This window comes from Paenibacillus pinihumi DSM 23905 = JCM 16419 (assembly GCF_000422505.1).
Taxonomy (GTDB): Bacteria; Bacillota; Bacilli; order Paenibacillales; family Paenibacillaceae; genus Paenibacillus_D; species Paenibacillus_D pinihumi.
This window is the reverse complement of the sequence record NZ_KE383867.1, coordinates 34,709-56,753: the sequence shown is the minus strand read 5'-3', so window position 1 is coordinate 56,753 and position 22,045 is coordinate 34,709. Positions and strand designations below refer to the sequence as shown.

Sequence of the window (22,045 nt, the reverse complement as noted above, 5' to 3'; positions counted from 1 at the left end):
TTTATTTACATGGACAGGGATTACAAGAACAATTTTCGTCAGCGTCCCTCTGTGTTGTTTCCTGCAGGAGTGCCAGCCGTATTCCCGGTCTCGCCGTTCCCCTGCTGACCTTCCGCATGGTCCGGTTTATCAGGTTCTACATCCTGCTTTTTCGTCGGGTTCTTCGGTGTTCCCGTCAATCCAACCTCATCATCATAAGCGTCGAAAATATGACGGGCAATCGGAGCGGCACCCCAGCCGCCATAGCCGCCATCCGGCACGACAACAGAAACGGCCAGCACCGGATCGTTAGCAGGCGCATAAGCGATGAATACCGCGTTTTCCACCCGCTTCCGGTGACGGACATCCTGCTGCGACGTTCCCGTCTTCCGGTTGAAGCTATACGGGAAGCCTTCAAATCCCTGCACTCTAACCTGAGACATCCCTTGCTCGATAACCTGCCAGTAAGCTGTCGGAATGTCAGCTTCGTTCAACACCTCCGGCTTGAAGCCTTGGACCAGATTCCCCCTGGCATCGCGGATTTCGTTGACAAATTGCGGCTTCATCCGTTTGCCGCGATTGGCCAGCATGGCTGTAAATTGGGCCAATTGCAGTGCTGTGTAGCGACCTTGCTGCCCGAAGGAGGCGTACACAAGAGCCGCCTGGGAGCTACCGGCAGTTTTGCTGAAGTAATCTTTAATTCCTCTGGACTCATTGGGCAGTCCGCTTCCTGTCAGCACGCCAAGTCCGAACTCTTCCATATAGCGATCCCAGATTTCAAGCCCTTCGCTGCCGGATCGCATATACAGCCTGTTGCCAATCATCTCGGTCATAAAAGCATTGGAGGACTTGGTAATCGCCTGTGAAGCTCTTATGGGTCCGTTCACCGCATTGCTTGCATTTGAGACTCTCGTCTTATGGCCTTCACGCCCGAAGTAGAAAGCCCCCCGGTCATTATAAACGGTCTGGGCTGTAAACAGATTTTCTTTCAAGCCTACCAGCACCGATAACGGCTTCTGGGTAGAGCCAAGATACACAAGGGAGGAGGGATGATTCTTCACCTCTTCCGGGTCCTCATAATACGGCATTGAGGTGCGAATCGTCCCGTTATTAATAAAATATTGCAAGTACTGGGACGTTTCCCGGCTAATCGGCCCCTGCCATACATTCGGATCATAATCCGGCATGCTTGCCATGGCGACAACCTTGCCCGTTTTGACCTCCATCGCTACCGCATAAGCTGTTCTTGCATATTTGGCCCGCTCCATCCGGTTGGACGAATTGCGAATCTTCTCCAGATGCGCCATGATGGCATCCTCTGTCCGGATCTGCACATTTTTATCAATGGTCAGGTACAGGTTGTTGCCCTTCTCCGGAACAGTCAGCTCCATCGGCCCGATAATGCGGCTCATGCTGTCTACCGGATACTTTTTGACCCCGTTCTTGCCTCTCAGATCGTCCTGATACATCAGCTCCAGGCCGTCGTAGCCAACCCGTTCTCTGTCCAAATACTGGTCAGCGGGGTCGCGCTGGGAATTATCCCGGTTAATCTCCTGGTATTTCCTAAGCCCGTTCTCTTCCTGATAGAGTGCATTGTACCCCTTCATATACCCGACCAGTTGAACCGCTATCGTATCCTGACTATAATGGCGGAGGCTCTCTTCGATAATCTCTACACCTGCATAATTATCGTTATTCTCCATAAAGTAGGCGATTTCTTGCTGGTTAATGCCCGCTTTAATCCGCCGCGGTTCAAATACAAAGGTAAGTCTGCCCGTAATATCCATCAACTCAAAAATCTTTTCGGGAGTCAGTATCTCTGTATCTGTATCCGTCTTATCCCCGAGCCTCTCAAATGATTCGGCAAGACGCTCTGCCATGGCTTTGGCATCTGCCTCCTTTACACCGGGCTGAAGCGTGTAATAGAGCGACTGGGTCGAGGTCGAATAAGCAATCGCCTCCCCGTTGACATCATAGATATTTCCGCGGATCGGCGGAATTTTCACATTCCGGGTTCCCGACCGGAAGACCTTCTCTCTTAACTCCGGCCCCTCTACAAATTGCAATACGGCAAGCCGGAGAACCAATACCGAAAAGACGCAAAAGGTGATAAAAAAGAATATATTTAAACGGAAGGAAAAGCTCCTTCTGTTTTTCAGGTCGCGTTTTTGTTGCTCCTCTGAGCGTAGAAACTGCAATGGTTTCCCTCCCTTGAATACAAATGAACCATTATACACCAAAATATGAATGTTATTATCTATTATAAAACAAATCGACTCTGTCTGTCAGATTTTATGATTTCGGTGTACAAGAAATGTAATACAATTTCGAGAAAGAAGAGCTGCGTTTAGTTGTATAAAAAAAAACGCGTCCATGACTGGCATAGACGCGCCCGCTGATGGGCTCGGCATCAGGATGTTATTGGCCTGTTGCTGCATTGCCCCCGTTATTTCCTCCGGCAGCCGTATTATTTTCATTCGCGGTCCCGTTATTCACCTGCTGGTTTTGCGCATTAGCCGTATTGCCCCCGCTCTCCTCTTCCCTTTTGGTCGGATTTTTCGGTGTCCCGGTCAATCCGATCTCATCGTCATAGGCGTCGAAAATTTTGCGGGCAATCGGCGCAGCCCCCCAGCCGCCATAGCCGCCGTCCGGCACGACAACCGCTACAGCCAGCACCGGATCATTGGCCGGCGCATATGCGATAAATACCGCGTTTTCCACGCGCTTGCGCTTGCCGACATCCTGCTGCGACGTTCCCGTCTTCCGGTTAAAGCTGTAAGGGAAACCTTCAAATCCCTGCACGGACACTTGAGACATCCCTCTCTCAACAACATCCCAGTAAGCTGACGGAAAATCCACCTGGTTCAGCACTTCCGGTTTGTATCCCTGGACCAGATTGCCCTTGGCATCGCGGATTTCATTCACAAATTGCGGCTTCAGCCGCTTGCCATGGTTAGCGAGCATTGTCGTATACTGAGCCAACTGCAACGCTGTGTAGCGTCCCTGCTGGCCAAAGGAAGCGAACACGAGAGCCGCCTGGGCGCTTCCGCTCGATTCGCTGAAGTAGTCTTTGACACCCTTGGATTCATTCGGCAGTCCGCTGCCGGTAAGCACGCCAAGACCGAACTCTTCCATATAGCGGTCCCAAATTTCCAGGCCCTCATTGCCCGGCTTCGAAGTGAATAGCTTATTGCCGATCATCTCGGCCATAAAGGCATTCGAGGACTTGGCGATCGCTTTCCACGGCTGGATTGCTCCATTGGCAACATTGCTCGCATTCGATACGCTCGTCTTATGTCCTTCCCGGCCGAAGTAGAAGGCACCGCGGTCAAGGTAGGTCGTCTGCGGTGTAAACAGCTTCTCGTTCAAGCCCAGCAATACTGTCAGCGGCTTTTGGGTAGAACCCAGATAGACCAGTGAGGATGGATGATTCATGCCTTCCTTGGGATCTTCATAATAAGGCATCGAGGTACGAATGGTTCCGTTATTGATGAAATACTGCAAGTATTTGGACGTTTCCTGGTTGATCGGCCCCTGCCATACATTCGGATCATAATCCGGCATGCTCGCCATCGCCACAACCTTGCCCGTCTTGACTTCCATGGCTACAGCATAACCGGTTCTTGCATATTTCGCCCGCTCTCTCGGGTTGGAGGAGTTGCGAATTTTCTCCAAATGATTCGTGATGGCCTCCTCAGCCCGAAGCTGCACATTCTTGTCGATAGTCAGGTACAGGTTGTTGCCCTTCTCCGGCACAGTCAGCTCCATTGGCCCGATAATGCGGCTCATGCTGTCTACCGGATATTTTTTTACCCCGTTCTTCCCTCTCAGCTCATCCTGATACATCAGTTCCAAGCCGTCATATCCGACTTTTTCTTTGTCCAGATACTGGTCCACGGGATCACGATTGGCGTTGTCCTGTTTGATCTCCTGATATTTGCGCAGGCCGTTCTCATCCTGATACAAAGAGTTAAAGCCTTTCATGTAGCCGACCAATTGAACAGCGACAGTGTCCTTATCGTAATGCCGGATGCTTTCCTCAATAATATCAACACCGACATAATGGTCGTTGTTCTCCATGAAGTAGGCAATTTCCTTCTCATTAATGCCGGCCTTGATTCTACGAGGCTCAAACACATAGCTCAGCCTGCCTTTGATGTCCATCATCTCAAAGATTTTGTCTGCGGTCAGCGGCGGGGCGTCAGTCTTGTCCCCAAACTTCTCGAAAGCATCGGCCAAATGCTCCGCAAGCTCTTTGGCATCCGACTCTTTGGTATTCGGCTGGATCGTATAGTAAAGGGATTGAGTAGACGTAGAATATGCAATCGGCTCTCCTTTGAGATCATAGATATTCCCGCGTATCGGCGGTATTTTCACATAGCGTGTCCCGATGCTGGCCACTTTCTCCCTTAGCTCCGGGCCCTCTACAAATTGTAGGACAGCCAGACGTATAATCAGAACGGAAAATACAAAAAAGGTCAGAAAAAAGAAGATATTCAACCGGAAGGAAAAGCTGCGCCTATTGGCGGTATCACGTTTCTTTTGCTCCTCAGAGCGTATTGGCTGCATGCTTGAAAGCCCCTCTCTTGCCATAAAACAAGTCGTTCAATTCATAAATAACCGATCTCTCTTATTATAAAATAAAATGATCCCGACATCCAATCCTGTTTGAGAAGCATGACTTTGGAACTGCTTCGGCAGATTGTGGCCCATTAAGTTTATAAAAACAAAAGCAGGCCAGGACAATGGTTGTCCCTGCCTGCTTGCATAATTTCTAAATTCCAGTTGAGCTGCCCTTGGCCTGCTAGTTCTTGGCGGCCTTGTAAGCTGCAATATATTGGGCGGCACGATCCGCAATCAGCGAGTAGTCTCCCTGCTTGACTGCAGCGGCTGTCAAATCGGAGCCGATCCCGACTGCCACAGCTCCAGCCTTGATCCATTCCCCCAGATTATCCAGCGAGACGCCACCGGTAGGCATAATATTCGCCTGCGGAACTGGCCCTTTAATGGCCTTGATCATAGCCGGGGAATACAGATTGCCCGGGAAAAGCTTGATAATATCAACGCCCAGTTCAAGCGCCTCCTGTATTTCCTTGATCGTCATGACACCGGGCATTACGGGAATACGATAGCGGTTACAAAGTGTGACAGTAGCCGGATTCAGCGACGGGCCTACGACGAACTCTGCTCCGCTAAGGATGGCGGCACGGGCCGTCTCTGCGTCAAGCACTGTACCTACCCCGATAATTGCATAGGCCGACGGATCACTCGAGGTGCTGGAATATTTGGCAGCCAGCTGCTCAATCGCCTTGAGTGCAAAAGGAACTGTCATTGTAATTTCGATGACTTTGATGCCTCCGGCAATCGCCTGCTCGGCCATTTCTACAACCTCTTCCCAGGTTTCCCCCCGAAGCACCGCGACGACGCCTTCATTCACAATCTGTTGAACGAGTCTTAATTTCTTCATCGTTAATCCTCCCCCATGATGTGCGTGGACATGACCTGATTATAGCCCAGACCACCTTTGAAGGGAAGAGAAATCAGCTCACTGGACGCAGCAGACAAACCAGATACAATATGACCATGCTGCCGCTAGTCACAGTCAATTTTGAAGCCAAATCCAAGGCCGGCTCCTGATGAAAAGATCAGGAATCAGCCCTCCGGTTTCTGTCCAAACCATGCAGCAGCCAGCCGCTCAATGCCAGCTTCAATCTGCTGTGCGGACAAGCCTCCATAGCCAAGCATAACCGTAGAAGACGGAGCATGCGCCGGATCAAGCGCATAGACCGAGATGGGGTAGACCCTTACCCCTGCCAGCCCGGCTGAGCGGATCATCTCCTCCTCTTCACGTTCCGGAGACAGACGAAGCAGAATATGCAGTCCTGAACCTGCCCCGATGATTTCCGCCTGGTCTCCCATCAGCCTGCGAATATGTCCAAGCAAAGCCTGCTGCTTGTGCTGGTACAGCGTCCGCATTTTGCGGATGTGGCGGGACAGCTCCCCTGATTTCATAAAGTGATACAGCGTATGCTGGAAAATCGGCGATGCCAACTGGTCATAGGTATGGCCTGGGCTGTGAAACCGCTGGAGCAGCGGAAACGGGAGCACCATATAGCTGATCCGCAAGGAAGGTGTCAATATTTTCGAGAAGGTGCCGATATAAATCACCCGCCCATGCTCATCCATACTTTGCAGAGAAGGGATTGGACGGCCTCCATAGCGGAATTCCCCGTCATAATCATTTTCAATGATATACCCGCCTGTCTGCTGCGCCCACTGCAGCAGCTCCATTCTTTTGCCTGCTGACAGGGTCATGCCGAATGGAAACTGATGCGAAGGGGTCACATATACTGCCTGCGCACCGCTTTGCTTGACATCTTCAATACTGACACCATCCTTCTCCAGCCGCAGCGGAATGCACGGGTAGCGGAATCGTCCAAGCAACGCCTTCACCCCGTCATTGACCGCTTCCTCCGCCGCCATCCGGTTCACGTCTTCCGCCAGCAGCTGGAACAGCAGATCAAGAGAATGATACGTCCCCGCGCCAACAATAATTTGCTCGGGGAGACAGCGGACGCCGCGGGTTTGATGCAGATAAGCGGCAATCTCTTCCCTCAGCTCCTCCTCTCCCTGGAGCTCACCGTAGAGCAGCAGACGGCCGCCCTCCTGCTGGATGCAGCGGTTCATCCATCTTCTCCATTTCGTAATCGGGAACTGCCCGATATCTACGCTGCCATACCCAAAATCAAAGGCCGGCTGTTCATGGTGAGGCGCATGATACGCTCTCGGCGGAAGCGTTGACAGTGCGGGCGCAGCCCCTCTGCCAGCGTCAGTTCCGGTACCGTTGGTCTTCAGTACAGCCGCAAAATAGCCGCTGCGCGGCCTGCTTTCGATAAATCCTTCTGCAAGCAGCTGCTCATATGCCAGAGCGACCGGTGTCCGGCTTAGCTGCAAATGCCCGGCCAGCGTTCGTATGGAGGGCAGCCTTGTGCCGGACGGGATATTGCCCTTGAGCAATTCTTCCCGCAGATAGCGGTACAGCTGCATAAATAACGGCTCTGCCCCGTTCTCTTGCAGGGAAGGTGTAATCTCGAGCATTTGTAATCCCCTCTTTATCTGTCATTTGATTTATTGCATTTCTGTATATTTTAATAATGTCAATTATCCGTTAGTATTTATCTTAACATTGAGGCCAGCCGGCCGCTATCACCTTATTTCAGAAGGAGGAATTGCTATGAACTATGTACTGCCTCATATAGACAAGCTTGAGCCCTATAAATCCGGCGCAATGCCTAAGGATCATGAACGGGCCATCCGTATCCACCTGAACGAAAGTCCTTATCCGCCTTCGCCAGAAGTCCTTGCTGCCTTGCAGCATACACCCGCCGACATCCTGCACTGCTACCCGGACCCGCAATGTACAGAGCTAAGACAGGCATTGGCCGATCTGTACGAGGTTGAGAGCAGCCAGGTCTTTTGCGGCAACGGCTCCAGTGAGCTGATTGGCCTCTTGTTCAGAACCTTGATCGGCGAGCAGCGCCGTGTTGCCATTCCATACCCTTCCTTTGCCTTGTATGAGAATGTAGCTGCAAGCTTCCAGTCGGAAGTGATCCGGATGCCGACGGCAGAAGACTTCTCTATCGATATCGATCAGTTGCTGGCTTGTAATGCTGACGCCATCGTACTGGTCAATCCCAACGCCCCTACCGGCCTGCTGCTGCCTGCATCCGAGGTAGAGCGGCTTGCCAGAGGGTTTGACGGGCTTGTTGTGGTAGATGAAGCCTATATGGAATTCGTAGAAACCGATGAGTCTGTCATTCCGCTCATCCGTGAATTGCCCAATTTGCTTGTGATGCGGACCTTCTCCAAAGCGTATGCGCTATGCGGCGGCCGTGTTGGCTATGTACTCGGCAACAGCTCCCTTATTTCAGCGTTCGACAAGGGGCGCAACAGCTATCATTTGAATACACTTACCCAGCGTTTAGCACTGGCTGCATTGAAGGATCAGCAATATATGAAGAGCAGTGCGGCTGCTGTTCGCCAAACGAGAGATGCATTCAGCAGGCAGCTTGCGGAACTTGGCTTTACAGTCTTCCCGTCACAGACCAATTTTGTCCTGTGTACGCCTCCTGCAGACAGCCGGTTAACTGCCTTTGAATGGACAGAGCGGCTCATGGAGCAAGAAATATATGTCCGCTATTTCAATGCCGACCGGCTCCGGGATAAACTGCGGATTTCAATCGGCACCAACGAGCAAATGGATCGTGTAATCACACAATTAAAAGCTATACTCAATCATAAGGAATAAAGCCTCACTTCAGGGTGAGCTGGATTGGATCATGAAGCCTCCCTTTTTTGCCGTCATATAAATCGTCTTCACATGATTTCATGACTATAGCTTTTCTTCTAAATGAGTATGGTTCTCAATAAAAGAGTTGACTTTTACGCCGGACAGGAGTATAAAAGGTGTAAATCACTACATTCATTGACGGGAACAAAAAACGTCATGCCCCCATGCAATCCACAGAGAGCCGGTCAAGCTGAAACCCGGCGGTTGCAGGCAGATGAATATCCTCCCTGAGAATCCGTACTGAAACTGAGGAAAGCAAATCGTTGCTTGCAGCGCTGCTGTGCATTCTCTGGAAGTAAGCCGCGGACGGACCTCCACCGTTAGCAGGAGCACGTATGCATGTACGTGCTAAAGAGCCGAAGCGGCCCCGGCATACTGTCTGGGACTGTGGTGGAACCAGGGTGGTAACGCGAGCATTCAATCTCGTCCCTTAAGAGGGACGGGATTTTTTATTTTTATATGGCAGGAGGAAATCTTCATGGATCAACCGTATACACAACCAAAAGTGACGCTGGAAGAAATCGTATTCGCCCAGCATTTATTAAAAGATGTCATTATCCGCACCCCGCTTCAGCATAGCAGAGTCCTGTCTGAACGCTATGGCTGCCGCGTGCTGCTCAAGCGCGAGGATCTTCAGATTGTCCGCTCCTTCAAAATCCGTGGCGCCTATTACCTAATGAAATCCCTGTTGGCCTCTCAAGAGCTGAAAGGCGTTGTCTGTGCCAGTGCCGGCAACCATGCGCAGGGCGTGGCTTATTCCTGTCAAACGCTTGGCGTTCCCGGCAAAATCTATATGCCTAGCACAACACCGCGGCAAAAGGTTCATCAGGTGAGATTTTTCGGCGGAGATATGGTTGAAGTCATTCTGGTAGGAGACACCTTTGATGATGCCTATGCCGAGGCAATTGCTGCCAGTGAGCGGGAACAGATGCCGTTCATTCATCCGTTTGATGACCCGAAGATTATCGCCGGTAATGGTACCATCGGGATGGAAATCCTGGAGCAGTCGGAAGAGACGCCGGACTATATCTTTGTAACCGTCGGTGGCGGCGGTCTGGCAGCAGGTATCGGCTCGTATGTGAAAATGGTGAAGCCTGAAGTTCAATTAATCGGTGTTGAGCCTGAAGGGGCGCCTTCCATGAAAGCATCCCGGGCTGCCGGAGTAGTAACTCCGCTTGCAGAGATTGATAAGTTTGTAGACGGGGCGGCAGTCAAGCGTGTGGGCGATTTGACCTTTGACCTTTGCAACAGCAGCCTTAGTGATGTCATTGATGTTGCAGAGGGCAGAATCTGCACCGTAATGCTTGACCTGTACAATGAAAATGCGATTGTCGCAGAGCCTGCCGGAGCTACTGCAATAGCCGGATTGGAGCAGTACCGTGATCAAATTGCAGGCAAAACCGTGGTCTGTGTCATCAGCGGCGGCAATAATGATGTCGACCGGATGCAGGAGATCAAAGAACGCTCCATGGTTCATGAAGGGCTCAAGCATTACTTTATGGTGAACTTCCCGCAGCGTGCAGGGGCTTTGAGGGAATTTCTGGATGATGTACTTGGACCGGATGATGATATTGCCCGGTTTGAATATACGAAGAAAACGAACAAGGATAACGGTCCGGCGCTTGTCGGCATTGAATTGAAACAAAAATGCGACTACGAGCCGCTGATTGCCCGCATGAATGCCAAGGGCTTGCATTACATCGAGCTAAATAAAGATCCGCTGCTGTTCAATCTGCTGATTTAATTCGGGCAGGCGGGAAGCAATACAACCCTCAAACTAAAAAAGAAACCGTTACCCGATATATTTGGAAGCATAAAGCTGCTGCCAAATGACGAGAAACGGTTTCTTTTATATATTGTAACGCAACCTTACCATGCGTATGCGTTAGGCGCAGCACCGCCGGGACCCGGAAAAATTTCATCCAGACGCTTCAGGGTGTGTTCATCCAGCTTGAGCTCTACCGCTTTGAGCGAACGCTCAAATTGCTCCAGCGTGCGTGCACCAATAATTGGTGCGGTCACAGCCGGATTTGCCAACAGCCATGCCAGCGCTACTGTATCTTCACGCTCACCCAGCTCGTCACACAGCTTGCTGAACGCTTCGAGCTGTGCGGCATGCTTTTCAAGACGATTGGCATCGCCGCTTCTCCGGCCTCCGCCGCCGCGATGGTTGCCTGCCAGCAATCCCCCGTCGAGCGGACTCCATGGAATAATGCCGATACCGAGGTTTTCCGCAGCCGGGAGCACCTCCAGCTCAGGCAATCTGCACAGCAGATTATACTTGTGCTGCTCGGATACGAGGCCAAGATTCCCGCGCGACTTCGCTTCACCCTGGGCAACCGCCAAGTCCCAGCCTGCAAAGTTGCTGGAGCCGACATAGCCGATTTTCCCCTGTGCAGCCGCGATCTCGAAGGCGCCCCACAGTTCATTCCAATTCACGCTGCGGTCGACGTGATGCATCTGGTAAAGCTCAATATGATCGGTTTTCAGCCGCTTCAATGAGTCTTCCAGATGGCGGCGCAGTTTGTAAGCTGATAATCCCGGACCGCTGTTCGGGCCGTCATCCTTGTCATTCATATCCCCGTAGAACTTGGTTGCAAGCACCGTCTTGGCGCGGCGGCCTCCCCCTTGCTTGAACCAGCGGCCAATAATTTTCTCCGTCTTCCCGGCATTATCGCCCCAGCCATATATATTCGCAGTATCAAAAAAATTAATGCCCGCGTCAAGCGCCGCATCCATAATGCGGAAAGCATCCTCTTCTGATGTATCAACTCCAAAATTCATCGTACCCAAACAAAGACGGCTTACCTTTAAGCCCGAACGGCCTAATGTAGTATATTGCATGGTCATCCTCTACTCCTTTGCTTTTGAAATTCAAATTCAAAAAAGGGTTTACATAGAAAGGCGCAATATACCGATACAGAGCTTCACAGCTTGTCCAGCCTCTTTTCACCATCCATGTTATTCCATTATACTCTATTAAATAGAGAAAAGCTTGACCCGCCTCCGGCTAATTCATGATTTATGGCAGAATTCCGGATAAGGCATTCTTTAAAAATTGTTAATAATGGTGAAACTAATAAGAAAAGGGATACGTTTTTATTTTTATGGGTCCCGGCTATGTACAAAAAACGATTAGCTCCCCAGAGCAAAGGAGTTCTCTACTCATGCTAAAATTAAACCGCAACAGCTGGTTTGGTCCTGAAATGCTGCTGCTCTCGGCTATTGTGCTGCTCGTCGAATTTGTCCGCGGGGCCATGCTGATCAGCTTTCTGCCCATCTATGGGGCCAAGCAGCTCGGATTATCGCTGGATATTATCGGGATTGCGATTACGGCGCACTATTTGACGGATACGGGTCTCAAGCTAATGATCGGCTACCTGCTCGATCGGTTCTCCGTCCGGTTCGTGGTCCATCTGGGACTGCTCATTTGTCTGGCCGGCGTCATTATTCTCGGTTTCGCGGGGCTTCCTTTCCTGTTCATCGCAGCCTCGGCCATTTACGGAATTGGCATCTCGCCGGTGTGGATTGTCTGCCTGACCAAAGTGACGGAGGAACATCGCGCCACGCAAATGGGCTATTTATACACGCTATGGTTTATCGGACTCGGTGCAGGACCTGTCGTATGCAATATGTTGCTCGATTTCAGTCCGGCCTTTACTTTTTATCTGCTGGCCGGCCTTTCTCTGCTGGCATGGCTGCTGGCACTCATGATCAGCAACAAGACTTTGCGCAAGGTCCAGCAGATTCCGTTCAAGGAACAGGTTGTGATCTTGAAGGAAAAACTTAAACAAATGAAGCTGCTGCTGCCGGGAATGATCCTGCAGACGACCGGAGCCAGTATGCTGGTACCGATTTTGCCAAGCTTCGCCAACAAGCAGCTCGGGATTACGAATACCCAGTATTCTTTTATTTTGATGGCCGGCGGGCTGTGCACCGTCCTCGGGCTCATGCCGATGGGGAAACTTGCTGACAAGCTTGGCGGCAAAAAGTGGTTTTTGGTGCTCGGGTTTTCACTATTTGCCATCACGGTCTACATGCTGACCTGGAAGCCGCCGATTTGGGAATGTATCGTACTTGCAGCCATATTGGGGCTATCCTATGCGGCGCTGCTTCCTGCCTGGAACGCGCTGCTGGCGTCCTATGTGCCTCCTTCCCAGCAGGGACTCGGGTGGGGTGTTTTCTCCACCATTGAAGGCATTGGCGTTATGATAGGCCCTGTTCTGGGCGGCATGCTGGCATCAGCCAATGGAGAAACATCCGTGGTCATGATTAGCGCCATCTTGTTCGGTATTATCGGACTGTTTTATTTATGGTTCCCTTTCCGGGCCTTCGAGGGCCATCAAGAACAAAATTCTAGGTAGGAATGGAGTTAGGTATGCGTGAGTCAAATTAAAGAGTGGATCGACCAAGTCCAGCAAATGAGGCCGGAGCAGCTTCAACAATATCTGGAAAGCTTTTCAGCGCTCGGGCCGATTCCAGGCATCGCAGCACCTTTTCTGGAGTCCTTGCTGCCTTTCCTGCCGCTGCTGCTTATTATTGCGGCGAACGCGAATATTTATGGACTCGGTCTTGGCATTCTATATTCATGGGCCGGTGTGTGCTGCGGCTGTATTCTGGTGTTCTGGCTTTCCCGCAAGCTGGGCGGCGGCTTTAAGGGCTGGCTGCAGCGCAAATTCCCGGCCAGTGCGAAATTTTTTAACTGGATTGAAAAACGCGGCTTTACACCCATTTTCATTCTCGCCTGCTTCCCTTTCTCTCCTTCTGTCCTTATTAATATCGCATCCGGGCTGACAAAAGTCCCGTTTCGCACGTTTGTAACGGCCATACTAATGGGCAAAGGTGTCATGATTACTACTGTTTCCTTGCTGAGCTTTAATATTTCCAATGTATTCGATGCGCCATGGCGGATTGCACTCGCTGTTACCGGCCTGGTCCTGATGTGGCTGCTCGGCAAACGGCTGGAGACACGGTTTCAAACCTGACTGCTGATGCTGCCACTGCTTCCCGTACATAGGTTGCTTTGCCTCGTGGAACGCTATTGAGGCAACTTATTAATAAGCATATGCCCATGATAAGGAGGAGATTGGCATGTCAGGCACGTTTCCATCCCATAAACAGCAAGCCGCCAGTAAAGCCCAGTCCCTCGCAGACCGCAACAAGGTCAGCAAGGAAGAGGCCAACCGTCTGCAATCTGAGGCTGACCGTGCTGCTGTCCCCAAGCATGGCTTATAAAGCTGACTTCATTCTACCCACAAGGAGGCTATCATGAGCAGGAAAGTAAATCATTATGATATGGAGCCGGTCACAGGAGAAAAAGTCGAGGTTGACGGTGTCTATGAAAATGAAGCTGGACGCGAGCAGGAATTGAACCGTGGCGATACCTTCCCTGCCGATCTGATTATGGGCTCAACAGAGTGGAAACTGACCCAATATCATTTCGATAACCATCATGACGGGGAAACGGACCCGCGGCTTGTGCCAAAAAAGGATTCCGAGAAGGAATTCAAAATTACACATCCGCGCCGTCATCTGAAACGGGGCGACAGATAAGGCAAAGAACCCCGGAACCGCGCTTACCGCAGTTCCGGGGTTTGCTTATATAGAAGAAGCTGCTCTCGAACAGTTGGTTTTTGAAGAACTAGTCTTCTTCTGGCATTGCACGCTGATTAACCTGCTCAATCAGCTTATCCAGCCTGCGCAGATGATACGCATATTCCATCAGCGATGCGCCGACAAATACAAAGGGCTTGCGCCCGTCCGGCTGATTGTGTATAAAGCAAAGCAGCTCGGAACGGAAGCTGTCATCCTCCTGTTCATCCGGCAAAATGGTCATCCCTGATTTCATTTTGCCTTCAGCCTTAAGCAGGATTTGCTCATGGTATTTCGTCCACGCTTCAATCTGTCGGTCAAAGCGGGCCGCCCATTCCTCCGCACCCGGAGCCCCGAAATAATGTTCCTCTACCACATCCAGCAAATCCATTCCCTTTTGCAGAGACTTGATCATTTGCTTGGATACAAGCAGCTGCCTGCCCCGGCTCTGCTTGCTGCTTGCGGTCACTGCGCGCTCCTCCTCAAACAGCCTGTACCGTTCTTCCAGCTTGCGCAGTGTCGTATGAAGCTTCTCCTTTTCCTTACTGTACACCTGCTCCTTCATCTCATTGGAGATCGCTGTCCGAAGCAAAAGGGACATTCGATTAAAGGCTTCATGCACCTGCTCGTTGAATTGCCGTCTTGGCCGCGGCGGAAACAGCAGCACATTGACTGCAAAGGCCGCCCCCATTCCTGTAAGCACCATCGCAAGCCGGAGAATGGCATACCACCATCCGCCGGAATGAGCCTCCATGACGGCTACGACTGTCACCAGCGTCAAGCCGATGGCGCTTTCCATTTTGAGACGAATCGTAATAATAATGACCAGAATACATACAAGCCCGACGGCAATTGCCGTACTGCCTATTAAATAGACGGCTGTGAGCGCAATAGCTGCGCCAATCAGATTGGCTTGAAGCTGATCAAGTATTTGTTTCCATGACCGATATATAGACGGCTGAATCGTAAAGATTGCCGCCACCGCTGCAATAAGCGGAGAACTGAAGCCGAGCAGTTCGCTTACAAATATCGCCAGGGCAACCGCCAGTCCGGTTTTTAGCACTCGGGCTCCGATTGTCATACAATTTTTAACCTCCTGTTAATCTCTCCTGGCTCTTATTATAACTCATTTGAGGCTTACATTTCCTCCTGTGCGTAAGGAAGCGCAATGAGCAATGTCGTTCCGATTCCGATTTCACTGTCGGCTTCAATGCGTCCCTGATGGTTGTCCACAATTTTGTAGCTGACCATCAGGCCCAGCCCGGTGCCTTTGTCTTTGGTCGTATAAAAAGGCTGCCCCATCTTGGATAGCATTTCCTTGTTAATGCCCGGCCCCTGATCCCGGATCTGCACTTTGACCTCACCAGCCTCCAGAAAACACCTGATATTGATTTTGCCGCCGTCCATCATGGCTTCAATGGCATTTTTGAGCACATTAATGAATACCTGCTTGATCTGATTTTCCACGCCGTAGATCCACAGTGCCTCCTCATCATATTCGGCCTCCAGCTCAATATCATAGAGGATCGCCTGCGCTTCCAGCAATGTAATCGTGTCCCTCATGATCTGGCTGATATTCCTGCGGCTCAGCTCGTATACTTGCGGCTTGGACAGCATGAGCATCTCGCTGACAATGGACTCGATCCGGTTCAGCTCCGACTTCATAATCTCCTGGATGTGCGGGTTCGTATCTTTGCCGGACATAATAAGCTGGAGGAAGCCTTTAAGCGAGGTGAGCGGGTTGCGTATTTCATGTGCAATTCCCGCTGCCAGTTGTCCGGCGACATACAGCTTCTCCGAATTGATCAGCAGTTCCTCATTTTTCTTCCGCTCGGAAATATCCCGGATAATAATTTGCAGGGCAAATTTGCCCGAAAGCATCGTGGGTGTCTCCACAACCTCGGTATGAATCAGCTTGCCCTTCATCGTATACCATTCCTGTTCGACTGGCCCGTGAGAGCCGTCTGTACGCGCTTCCTCCAGCCTGTGCCTTACCGCTGCATGGTGCTTGGGATGAAGGAAATCAAAAATCGAGCGGTTCAGCAACTCCTCCTGGTGGCTTGCCTCAAACATCCGGACACCGGACTGATTGACATATTCCCATTCGCCTTCACTGAAGATGGCGATAGTATCCATTGAATTTTCCACCAGCAGCTTGTACTTCTCATCCGCCTGTCCCAGCCTCCGGTTGGCATAGCCAATCATCAGGCTAAAAGCGATGACAAGCAGCGTTGCCACACCCATCATGGCTGAGAGCAGCATCATATTTTCATTCAATCGGTCTGCGGTCATAATTTGTGTATATTCGACCGTAATCGCCTCCAGCCCCAGCCCCTGCACGATCATGACTGATGTTCCGAGCAGCAGGCTGCTGGTGAGCAGCTCTCTGCTGCTGCGCCGTTCATACCAGTAAAAGGCACAGCATGCCGTCCCCCAGCTCAACAAAAACGACAAAATGACGAGCACGTCATCCGTCGCAAACCGATCCAGCGGCGCAATCATGACACTGTAGTAGAACATAGAGCAGTTGGCTGCTGCCAGCAGCAAGCCGCTTGAGGCAATCCGGAATACCATCGACCGGCTGCTCAAATATATAACCAGGGAAACAAAAGTCATACCTATGCCGATTAACAGAAGCAGCAGCATGCGGCGGTCAATAATGATCATCGTATCGGAAGCCAGCAGCACCAGGAAATTGACGACAGCCAGTCCCAGTCCGAAGATCGCAGATCCCCCAAACATCCATTGGAGCTTTCCGCTGCCATTTGAACGGGATAAATTTCCGATGAGCTGGAACATTGTAAAGGACGCCAATGCGCTAATCGTCAAGGTTAACATGGTGAAGAAAAGGCCGCCATTGTTGAAGTAGTTCCCCATTCCCCTTATCTACCACCTCACATATCGGAATGGGTTTGAATTTCGACAAATTTTCCATAAAACCCTTTTTTTCATCCGATTATTGGCGAAAAAAGTCATATGACATTTTTACGCATACCTGAGCACTTGCCTTCCCTTATGTATAGCGGTGTACGGTGCAGACAGTGAAGAATCAACGGCTGTCTTTACTCTGATTCGGGTCATGCAAAAATCGGTTATAATAATACAATCCATGCTCTGCCAGGTAAGCCTGTTGAACTATTTTAATAGTGGAGGGAGGCTTTACAGACGGGGGCGTGGAACTTGTTATGGGCGGCAGCCTGATCAGACATGAGCAATTATTTTGCTGCTTGAGCTGAAGCTGCCTATTAAATTATCGTGGAAGAAGGAGTGCGCCATGTCTAAGCTGCTAAAAGAATTCAAAGAATTTGCCGTCCGTGGCAATGTCATCGATTTGGCAGTCGGTGTTATCATTGGAGGAGCCTTCGGCAAAATTGTAACCTCCGTAGTAAATGATATCATCATGCCCCCAATCGGGATGCTGCTTGGCAATGTCAACTTTACAGACCTGTACATTAGCCTGGAGCCGGAAAGATCAATGGTCGACGGCAAGCATATATCACTGGCGAAAGCGGCGGAAGCCGGCGTGCCTGTCATTGCCTATGGACAGTTCGTGAATGTTATTCTGAATTTCCTCATTGTCGCGTTCTGTATTTTTATCCTGGTCAAAGCGATTAACAGTCTGCACCGTAAAAAGGAAGAGCCCGCCGCAGAAGAGGAGCCGGCAACCAAGGAGTGCCCGTTCTGTCTGTCGGAAATTCCGCTTAAAGCTACACGCTGCGGCCACTGTACTTCTCAGCTTGCTGAGGAACAGGCAAGATGAGCGAGATATTCGATTATTATGATGAGCAAATGAACTATATAGGGACCACCTCCCGCGAAGAAGTTCACCGTCTGGGATTATGGCATCAGACCTTTCACTGCTGGGTGATGCACAAGCGGGAAGACCGCATCTATGTCTGGTTCCAGCTCCGCCAGTCGGACAAGGATACGTACCCGGGCTTCTTCGATATCACGGCGGCCGGGCATTTGAGTGCAGGAGAGACTATCCGTGAAGGGGCCCGTGAACTGGAGGAGGAGCTGGGCATCCGCGCCTCCTTCAGCGACCTGTTCAAGCTCGGGGAATACCGGGATCAACTAGAGGGACAGGTGCGGGGTGCCTCGTTCATTGACCGTGAGCTCAGCCACGTCTTCGGCTACGTGTGCGGGACCCCTCTGGCCTCGCTTGAACTTCAGACAGAAGAAGTGGCCGGGATATTCGAGGCTGACCTGGACGCAATGATCGCCCTGTTCGAGGGGAAGCTGGACGCCGTATCCGCTTATGGGATGGAAGCTGTCCATACCGGAGGCTTGCAGCCTGTTCAACGGCAGGTGCGGGCAGCGGAATTTGTTCCCCGCCCTTACGCTTACTACTCCGGGATGTTCCGCGCGCTGTCACAGCACGGGCAGACGGTCTAGAACGGCTTGATCCTCTCTGGGAAGAACGCATGCCATGAGCCGCTTCCCAGTTGGCATACCACCGGTCAATCATGCCATGGATCTGATAAAAGACGGTGCTGCGCGGCGCAACATCAAAATCATTCAGGTCCTCTTCGCGGTATAATAGGGCCGCCTGCTGATGGATGCAGTTATGCAGATACATGGATTCCAGATACCGCCCGAGTTCATCCGCGGTGGCAAATGACTCAGGCGAGTTGATAATCCGCTGTTCAGCTTCAATATTGTAGCAGGATGAACGGCGAATCGCTTCCGGTACAACTCTCCAGGGCTCTACCAGAGCCGGATCATAGCCCTGTCCGTTATACCATGCCAATGCTTTGCGAATATATTGCCGGTGAAATCTCAGAAAATCCTCCCCGTATCCGGCAGGCGGATTTTCCACATCAACATTATGGTGCGCATGATGCCAATTGCGGTGCTCCGCCAAGAGATTATTCGGAAAATTCGGGATGAGCGGCATAAATTTTCACTCCCTAAATATCAGCTTTTATCCATCTTATGTGAGGAGAAATACAAGCGTGAAAAAACAGCGGACGGCTTCAAGTTCTTTACTTGAAAGCCGTCCGCTGTTTTACTAATTTAAATCATGGATGAAGCTGCTTAGGTCTCAAGTGCAGGCGTTTGATTGCCTTGCTTCTGCTTGCGCGTCAGCTTGCGTCTGAGCCAGTTGCTGAAATCATCAAAGATCGTATATACGACCGGTACAAAGATAAGGGTGAACACGGTGGAGAACAAGAGACCGAAAATAACAACGATCGCCAGCGGCGCCTGCATGCCGGAGCCTTCTCCAATACCAAGCGCCAGCGGCGTCATTCCAAGCACGGTCGTTAAGGTCATCATTAGAATCGGACGAACCCGGCTCGGTGCTCCTTCCATAATGGCCTCGTAGCGCTCCATTCCTTTTTTCCGCAATATATTGATGTAATCGACAAGCACAATCCCGTTGTTGACGACAACCCCCACGAGCAGTATCAACCCGATTAAGGCCGGCAGGCTGAGTGCGGTTCCTGTAATGAACAGGCCGATCATAACCCCGACCAATGAGGTCGGAACGGAGAACATGATGATGAAAGGATTGAGCAGAGATTCAAATTGAACTGCCATTACGACATAGACAAGGAAGATCGAGAACACGATTGCAATCGCCAAATCGATGAAGGATTTCATCATCTCCTCAGCGTCTCCGCCCATGGAATAGCTGTAGCCATCCGGGAAGTTCATCCCTTTCAGCGTGCGTTCCACATCAGCTGCCACACCTCCAAGGTCCCGGCCAATGATATCGCTGGTTACATTCATTTGCCGCTGCTGGTTCTCCCGCTGAATGAGTACAGGTCCCTGAATTTGCTTGAATTCAGCCACAGCCGACAGCGGGATATATTGTCCGCCCGGCGTCTGCAGGCGAAGCTGGCTAAGAGCTGCCAGATCCGCGCGTTCATCCTCTGGAAGGACAACTCTCACATCGAACTCATCGCCCTCTTCCCTAAGCTGGGTAGCCAACTGCCCGTTCATGGCCAGCTGAATCTCGCTGGTGACCTGCTGATAGCTCAAGCCGTATTGCGCAGCCATTGAGCGGTCCACAATAATATTCAGCTCTTCATTGCCTTCCTGTGAAGAGGATTTCGCATCGTGAATGCCTTCAATGTCGGAAATGAGCCAGACAATCTGCTCGGAAATTTCTGTGAGAACGTCCTGATCCTGCCCGTTAACCTGAATCTGGATCGGGCTTCCTGCGCTGAATCCGGTCTCCATTGCCGAGACGGAAATTTCCGCTCCCGGAATTTGCCCCGCCTGCTGGCTAAGACTGCTTACCAGATCACGGGTGGACATCTCCCGCTCGCTTGAGCCGATCAGTTCGATATTAAAGGTAGCTTTATTAGTGCTGCCGCCTCCACCCATAAAGTCTCCGCCCCCAAGGGAGAGAGAAGCGGTTTTGACAATGGACTTGTGAGGCGCAAGCAATGCTTCAACCTGATCGGTCACTTCTTTGGTCTCTTCCAGACGCGATCCTGTTGGAGTGGTAACATTAATGGTGAACTGTCCCTGATCATCTGAAGGCATCAGTTCCATCCCGATTAACGGCGTGAGTCCAAGGCTTCCAAACATGAGGAAAACAACGAGCGCTACTGTCGTCTTCCGGTGCTTAAGCGACCATATCAGCCTGTTCTTATAGAACCGGACCAGCACGCCAAGCCCGCGTTCGAAGAGACTCGGCTTCCGCTCTTTCACCGGACCTGTCATAAGCTTGGATGACAGCATCGGTACCAGTGTAATTGCAACGACTAGCGAGGCTATTAGAGAGAATGCAACAGTCAAAGCCATCGGCTTGAAAATATCTGCAGCAATTCCCTGTACAAATACAATCGGCAAAAATACAACCAAGCTGGTTACCGTCGCCGCTACGACTGCCGAGCCAAGCTCTGATGCGCCATTCTTGGCTGCCTCTATAATGGACGCGCCGCGCCTGCGGTGTACGACGATATTTTCCAGGATAACAATGGAACAATCGAGCATCATCCCGATTCCGAGTGCGAGACCGCCCATTGAAATAATGTTCAGCGACTGGCCGGTAAAATACATTAAGGTAAAGGTCGAGATTACTGCAATCGGAATGGCAATTCCGATAACAAGCGTGGAGCGGAAACTGCGCAAAAACAGAAGCAGAATCAATACAGATAAAATACCGCCTGTCAGCATGTTATTAACTACACCATCGATGGATTGGCGGATGTACACCGAGTTGTCCATCATAACGGACAGCTCTACGTTCTCCGGAAGCTGCTGCTCAAAGGACGCTATCGCCTTGTGAACCTCATCTGCAACCCCGACTGTATTGGCGTCAGATTGCTTCTGGATGGACAGCAAAAGCGCAGGTTCGCCGTTGACGATGGTCAGCGAGTTTTGCTTTTTATAGGTATCCTTCACTTCTGCAAGCTCACTAAGCTTGATCTGCTGACCGCTTTGGAGCAGTATCAGGGTATTCTGTATGTCATGTATCGAGTCATACTCCCCCTTGACTCGAATCTGCATCTCCTGCTGGCCCTTGACTACACTGCCTGCTGAGGATGACTGGTTCTCTGCATTAAGCGCCTGAACAATTTGGCCCGGGGCAACACCGTAACGTGAGAGACTTGAGCGATCAAGCTCAATGAGGATTTCTCTTGTCCTGCCGCCTGCCGCCGATACGGAGGCAACCCCATTTTGCCGCTCCAGGTATGGAATGAGCTGGTTCTCAGCCAGCCTTTGCAGATCCGCCTGATCGCCGCCAGATAGTCCGAGGGACATGATTGGCATCTGCTGGGGATCAAACCGCAGGACCGACGGGGAATTCGCTTCCTTGGGAAGCATGTTCTTGACCTGGTCCACCTTTTCCCGGATATCAAGCAGTGTGTTGTCGAGATTCGTTCCAGACTTAAACTGCAGCATTACGAGTGATGAGTTGGCCTGTGATTGAGAGGATATTTTGTCCATGCCCTGGATAGAGCTAAGTACAGCCTCCAGCGGGCGGGTAATGAGCTTCTCGATTTCTTCCGGTGCCGCTCCCTGATAGGAGGTAGCAACCACTGCGACCGGAACATCAATTTTGGGGAACAGATCGACAGCCAGATTTTTCAGACTCACAAGACCCAAGGCTATAACCGCAAGAACGACCATGGAAATTCCGATCGGACGTCGGACCGATATATCCAC

At 51.1% G+C, this 22,045-nt stretch carries 16 protein-coding genes and 1 pseudogene; 8 read left to right on the top strand and 9 right to left on the bottom strand.

Annotated elements, in window-relative coordinates; genetic code table 11:
- Positions 1-38: 38 nt before the first annotated feature.
- From H583_RS34395 to pdxR, 4 genes are all read right to left on the bottom strand, one after another.
- Complete coding sequence (locus H583_RS34395; RefSeq protein WP_036711151.1) at positions 39-2,177, bottom strand: peptidoglycan D,D-transpeptidase FtsI family protein; 2,139 nt, start codon at positions 2,175-2,177, stop codon at positions 39-41.
- 220 nt (positions 2,178-2,397) lie between these two features.
- A complete protein-coding gene (locus H583_RS34390; protein WP_051237050.1) occupies positions 2,398-4,548 on the bottom strand; it encodes a peptidoglycan D,D-transpeptidase FtsI family protein in 2,151 nt (716 codons plus the stop codon).
- Positions 4,549-4,783: 235 nt separating this feature from the next.
- Positions 4,784-5,446: a bifunctional 2-keto-4-hydroxyglutarate aldolase/2-keto-3-deoxy-6-phosphogluconate aldolase gene (locus H583_RS0126215; protein WP_028563073.1), complete on the bottom strand. Its 663-nt coding sequence runs from the start codon at positions 5,444-5,446 to the stop codon at positions 4,784-4,786.
- Positions 5,447-5,631: 185 nt separating this feature from the next.
- Positions 5,632-7,077, bottom strand: coding sequence for a MocR-like pyridoxine biosynthesis transcription factor PdxR (pdxR, locus tag H583_RS0126210; RefSeq protein ID WP_028563072.1), 1,446 nt, complete (start codon positions 7,075-7,077; stop codon positions 5,632-5,634).
- Between the two features lie 136 nt (positions 7,078-7,213).
- Here pdxR and hisC point away from each other — a divergent pair, with 136 nt between their 5' ends.
- Both hisC and ilvA read left to right on the top strand, forming a co-directional pair.
- The gene (gene hisC / locus H583_RS0126205) at positions 7,214-8,287 is read left to right on the top strand and encodes a histidinol-phosphate transaminase (RefSeq protein WP_028563071.1); all 1,074 of its coding nucleotides are present in this window, start codon (positions 7,214-7,216) and stop codon (positions 8,285-8,287) included.
- Between the two features lie 520 nt (positions 8,288-8,807).
- Positions 8,808-10,073: a threonine ammonia-lyase IlvA gene (ilvA, locus tag H583_RS0126195; protein WP_028563070.1), complete on the top strand. Its 1,266-nt coding sequence runs from the start codon at positions 8,808-8,810 to the stop codon at positions 10,071-10,073.
- Positions 10,074-10,198: 125 nt separating this feature from the next.
- Here the strand turns inward: ilvA and H583_RS0126190 are convergent, their stop codons facing one another.
- Positions 10,199-11,173, bottom strand: coding sequence for an aldo/keto reductase (locus H583_RS0126190; protein ID WP_028563069.1), 975 nt, complete (start codon positions 11,171-11,173; stop codon positions 10,199-10,201).
- Between the two features lie 323 nt (positions 11,174-11,496).
- Here H583_RS0126190 and H583_RS0126185 point away from each other — a divergent pair, with 323 nt between their 5' ends.
- The 4 genes from H583_RS0126185 (at position 11,497) to H583_RS0126170 (ending at position 13,882) form a co-directional block, all read left to right on the top strand.
- Positions 11,497-12,693 carry an MFS transporter gene (locus H583_RS0126185; RefSeq protein ID WP_028563068.1) on the top strand — a complete coding sequence of 399 codons (1,197 nt, stop codon included), beginning with the start codon at positions 11,497-11,499 and terminating at the stop codon, positions 12,691-12,693.
- A gap of 18 nt (positions 12,694-12,711) precedes the next feature.
- Positions 12,712-13,314 carry a TVP38/TMEM64 family protein gene (locus H583_RS0126180; protein WP_028563067.1) on the top strand — a complete coding sequence of 201 codons (603 nt, stop codon included), beginning with the start codon at positions 12,712-12,714 and terminating at the stop codon, positions 13,312-13,314.
- 106 nt (positions 13,315-13,420) lie between these two features.
- Positions 13,421-13,564: a hypothetical protein gene (locus tag H583_RS37270; protein ID WP_169456518.1), complete on the top strand. Its 144-nt coding sequence runs from the start codon at positions 13,421-13,423 to the stop codon at positions 13,562-13,564.
- Positions 13,565-13,597: 33 nt separating this feature from the next.
- Positions 13,598-13,882: a hypothetical protein gene (locus tag H583_RS0126170; RefSeq protein WP_028563066.1), complete on the top strand. Its 285-nt coding sequence runs from the start codon at positions 13,598-13,600 to the stop codon at positions 13,880-13,882.
- Between the two features lie 88 nt (positions 13,883-13,970).
- Here H583_RS0126170 and H583_RS0126165 read toward each other — a convergent pair whose 3' ends face one another.
- Together H583_RS0126165 and H583_RS35695 are read right to left on the bottom strand one after the other, a co-directional pair.
- Positions 13,971-15,002 carry an FUSC family protein gene (locus tag H583_RS0126165; protein WP_028563065.1) on the bottom strand — a complete coding sequence of 344 codons (1,032 nt, stop codon included), beginning with the start codon at positions 15,000-15,002 and terminating at the stop codon, positions 13,971-13,973.
- Positions 15,003-15,058: 56 nt separating this feature from the next.
- Positions 15,059-16,798, bottom strand: coding sequence for an ATP-binding protein (locus tag H583_RS35695; protein WP_051237048.1), 1,740 nt, complete (start codon positions 16,796-16,798; stop codon positions 15,059-15,061).
- A 397-nt stretch (positions 16,799-17,195) separates the two neighbouring features.
- On the opposite strand from H583_RS35695, the gene mscL reads away from it, so the two are divergent.
- On the top strand, positions 17,196-17,681 hold the full coding sequence (mscL, locus tag H583_RS0126155; RefSeq protein WP_028563064.1) for a large conductance mechanosensitive channel protein MscL: 486 nt from the start codon (positions 17,196-17,198) through the stop codon (positions 17,679-17,681).
- A complete protein-coding gene (locus tag H583_RS0126150; RefSeq protein WP_028563063.1) occupies positions 17,678-18,316 on the top strand; it encodes an NUDIX hydrolase in 639 nt (212 codons plus the stop codon). The genes mscL and H583_RS0126150 overlap by 4 nt, the downstream gene beginning before the upstream one ends.
- 52 nt (positions 18,317-18,368) lie before the next feature.
- Here the strand turns inward: H583_RS0126150 and H583_RS38205 are convergent.
- Positions 18,369-18,818, bottom strand: a pseudogene (locus H583_RS38205) (hypothetical protein); the annotation flags it as partial.
- Positions 18,819-18,958: 140 nt separating this feature from the next.
- Positions 18,959-22,045 (bottom strand): efflux RND transporter permease subunit, encoded by a 3,087-nt coding sequence (locus H583_RS0126135; protein WP_342663560.1) that lies wholly within the window; start codon positions 22,043-22,045, stop codon positions 18,959-18,961.

What these genes read in the sequence shown, in the direction of transcription:
- H583_RS34390 (WP_051237050.1), bottom strand. Translation starts at nt 4,548, where the DNA reads ATGCAGCCAATACGCTCTGAGGAGCAAAAGAAACGTGATACCGCCAAT.
- H583_RS0126215 (WP_028563073.1), bottom strand. Translation starts at nt 5,446, where the DNA reads ATGAAGAAATTAAGACTCGTTCAACAGATTGTGAATGAAGGCGTCGTC.
- pdxR (WP_028563072.1), bottom strand. Translation starts at nt 7,077, where the DNA reads ATGCTCGAGATTACACCTTCCCTGCAAGAGAACGGGGCAGAGCCGTTA.
- hisC (WP_028563071.1), top strand. Translation starts at nt 7,214, where the DNA reads ATGAACTATGTACTGCCTCATATAGACAAGCTTGAGCCCTATAAATCC.
- ilvA (WP_028563070.1), top strand. Translation starts at nt 8,808, where the DNA reads ATGGATCAACCGTATACACAACCAAAAGTGACGCTGGAAGAAATCGTA.
- H583_RS0126190 (WP_028563069.1), bottom strand. Translation starts at nt 11,173, where the DNA reads ATGCAATATACTACATTAGGCCGTTCGGGCTTAAAGGTAAGCCGTCTT.
- H583_RS0126185 (WP_028563068.1), top strand. Translation starts at nt 11,497, where the DNA reads ATGCTAAAATTAAACCGCAACAGCTGGTTTGGTCCTGAAATGCTGCTG.
- H583_RS37270 (WP_169456518.1), top strand. Translation starts at nt 13,421, where the DNA reads ATGTCAGGCACGTTTCCATCCCATAAACAGCAAGCCGCCAGTAAAGCC.
- H583_RS0126170 (WP_028563066.1), top strand. Translation starts at nt 13,598, where the DNA reads ATGAGCAGGAAAGTAAATCATTATGATATGGAGCCGGTCACAGGAGAA.
- H583_RS0126165 (WP_028563065.1), bottom strand. Translation starts at nt 15,002, where the DNA reads ATGACAATCGGAGCCCGAGTGCTAAAAACCGGACTGGCGGTTGCCCTG.
- H583_RS35695 (WP_051237048.1), bottom strand. Translation starts at nt 16,798, where the DNA reads ATGGGGAACTACTTCAACAATGGCGGCCTTTTCTTCACCATGTTAACC.
- mscL (WP_028563064.1), top strand. Translation starts at nt 17,196, where the DNA reads ATGTCTAAGCTGCTAAAAGAATTCAAAGAATTTGCCGTCCGTGGCAAT.
- H583_RS0126150 (WP_028563063.1), top strand. Translation starts at nt 17,678, where the DNA reads ATGAGCGAGATATTCGATTATTATGATGAGCAAATGAACTATATAGGG.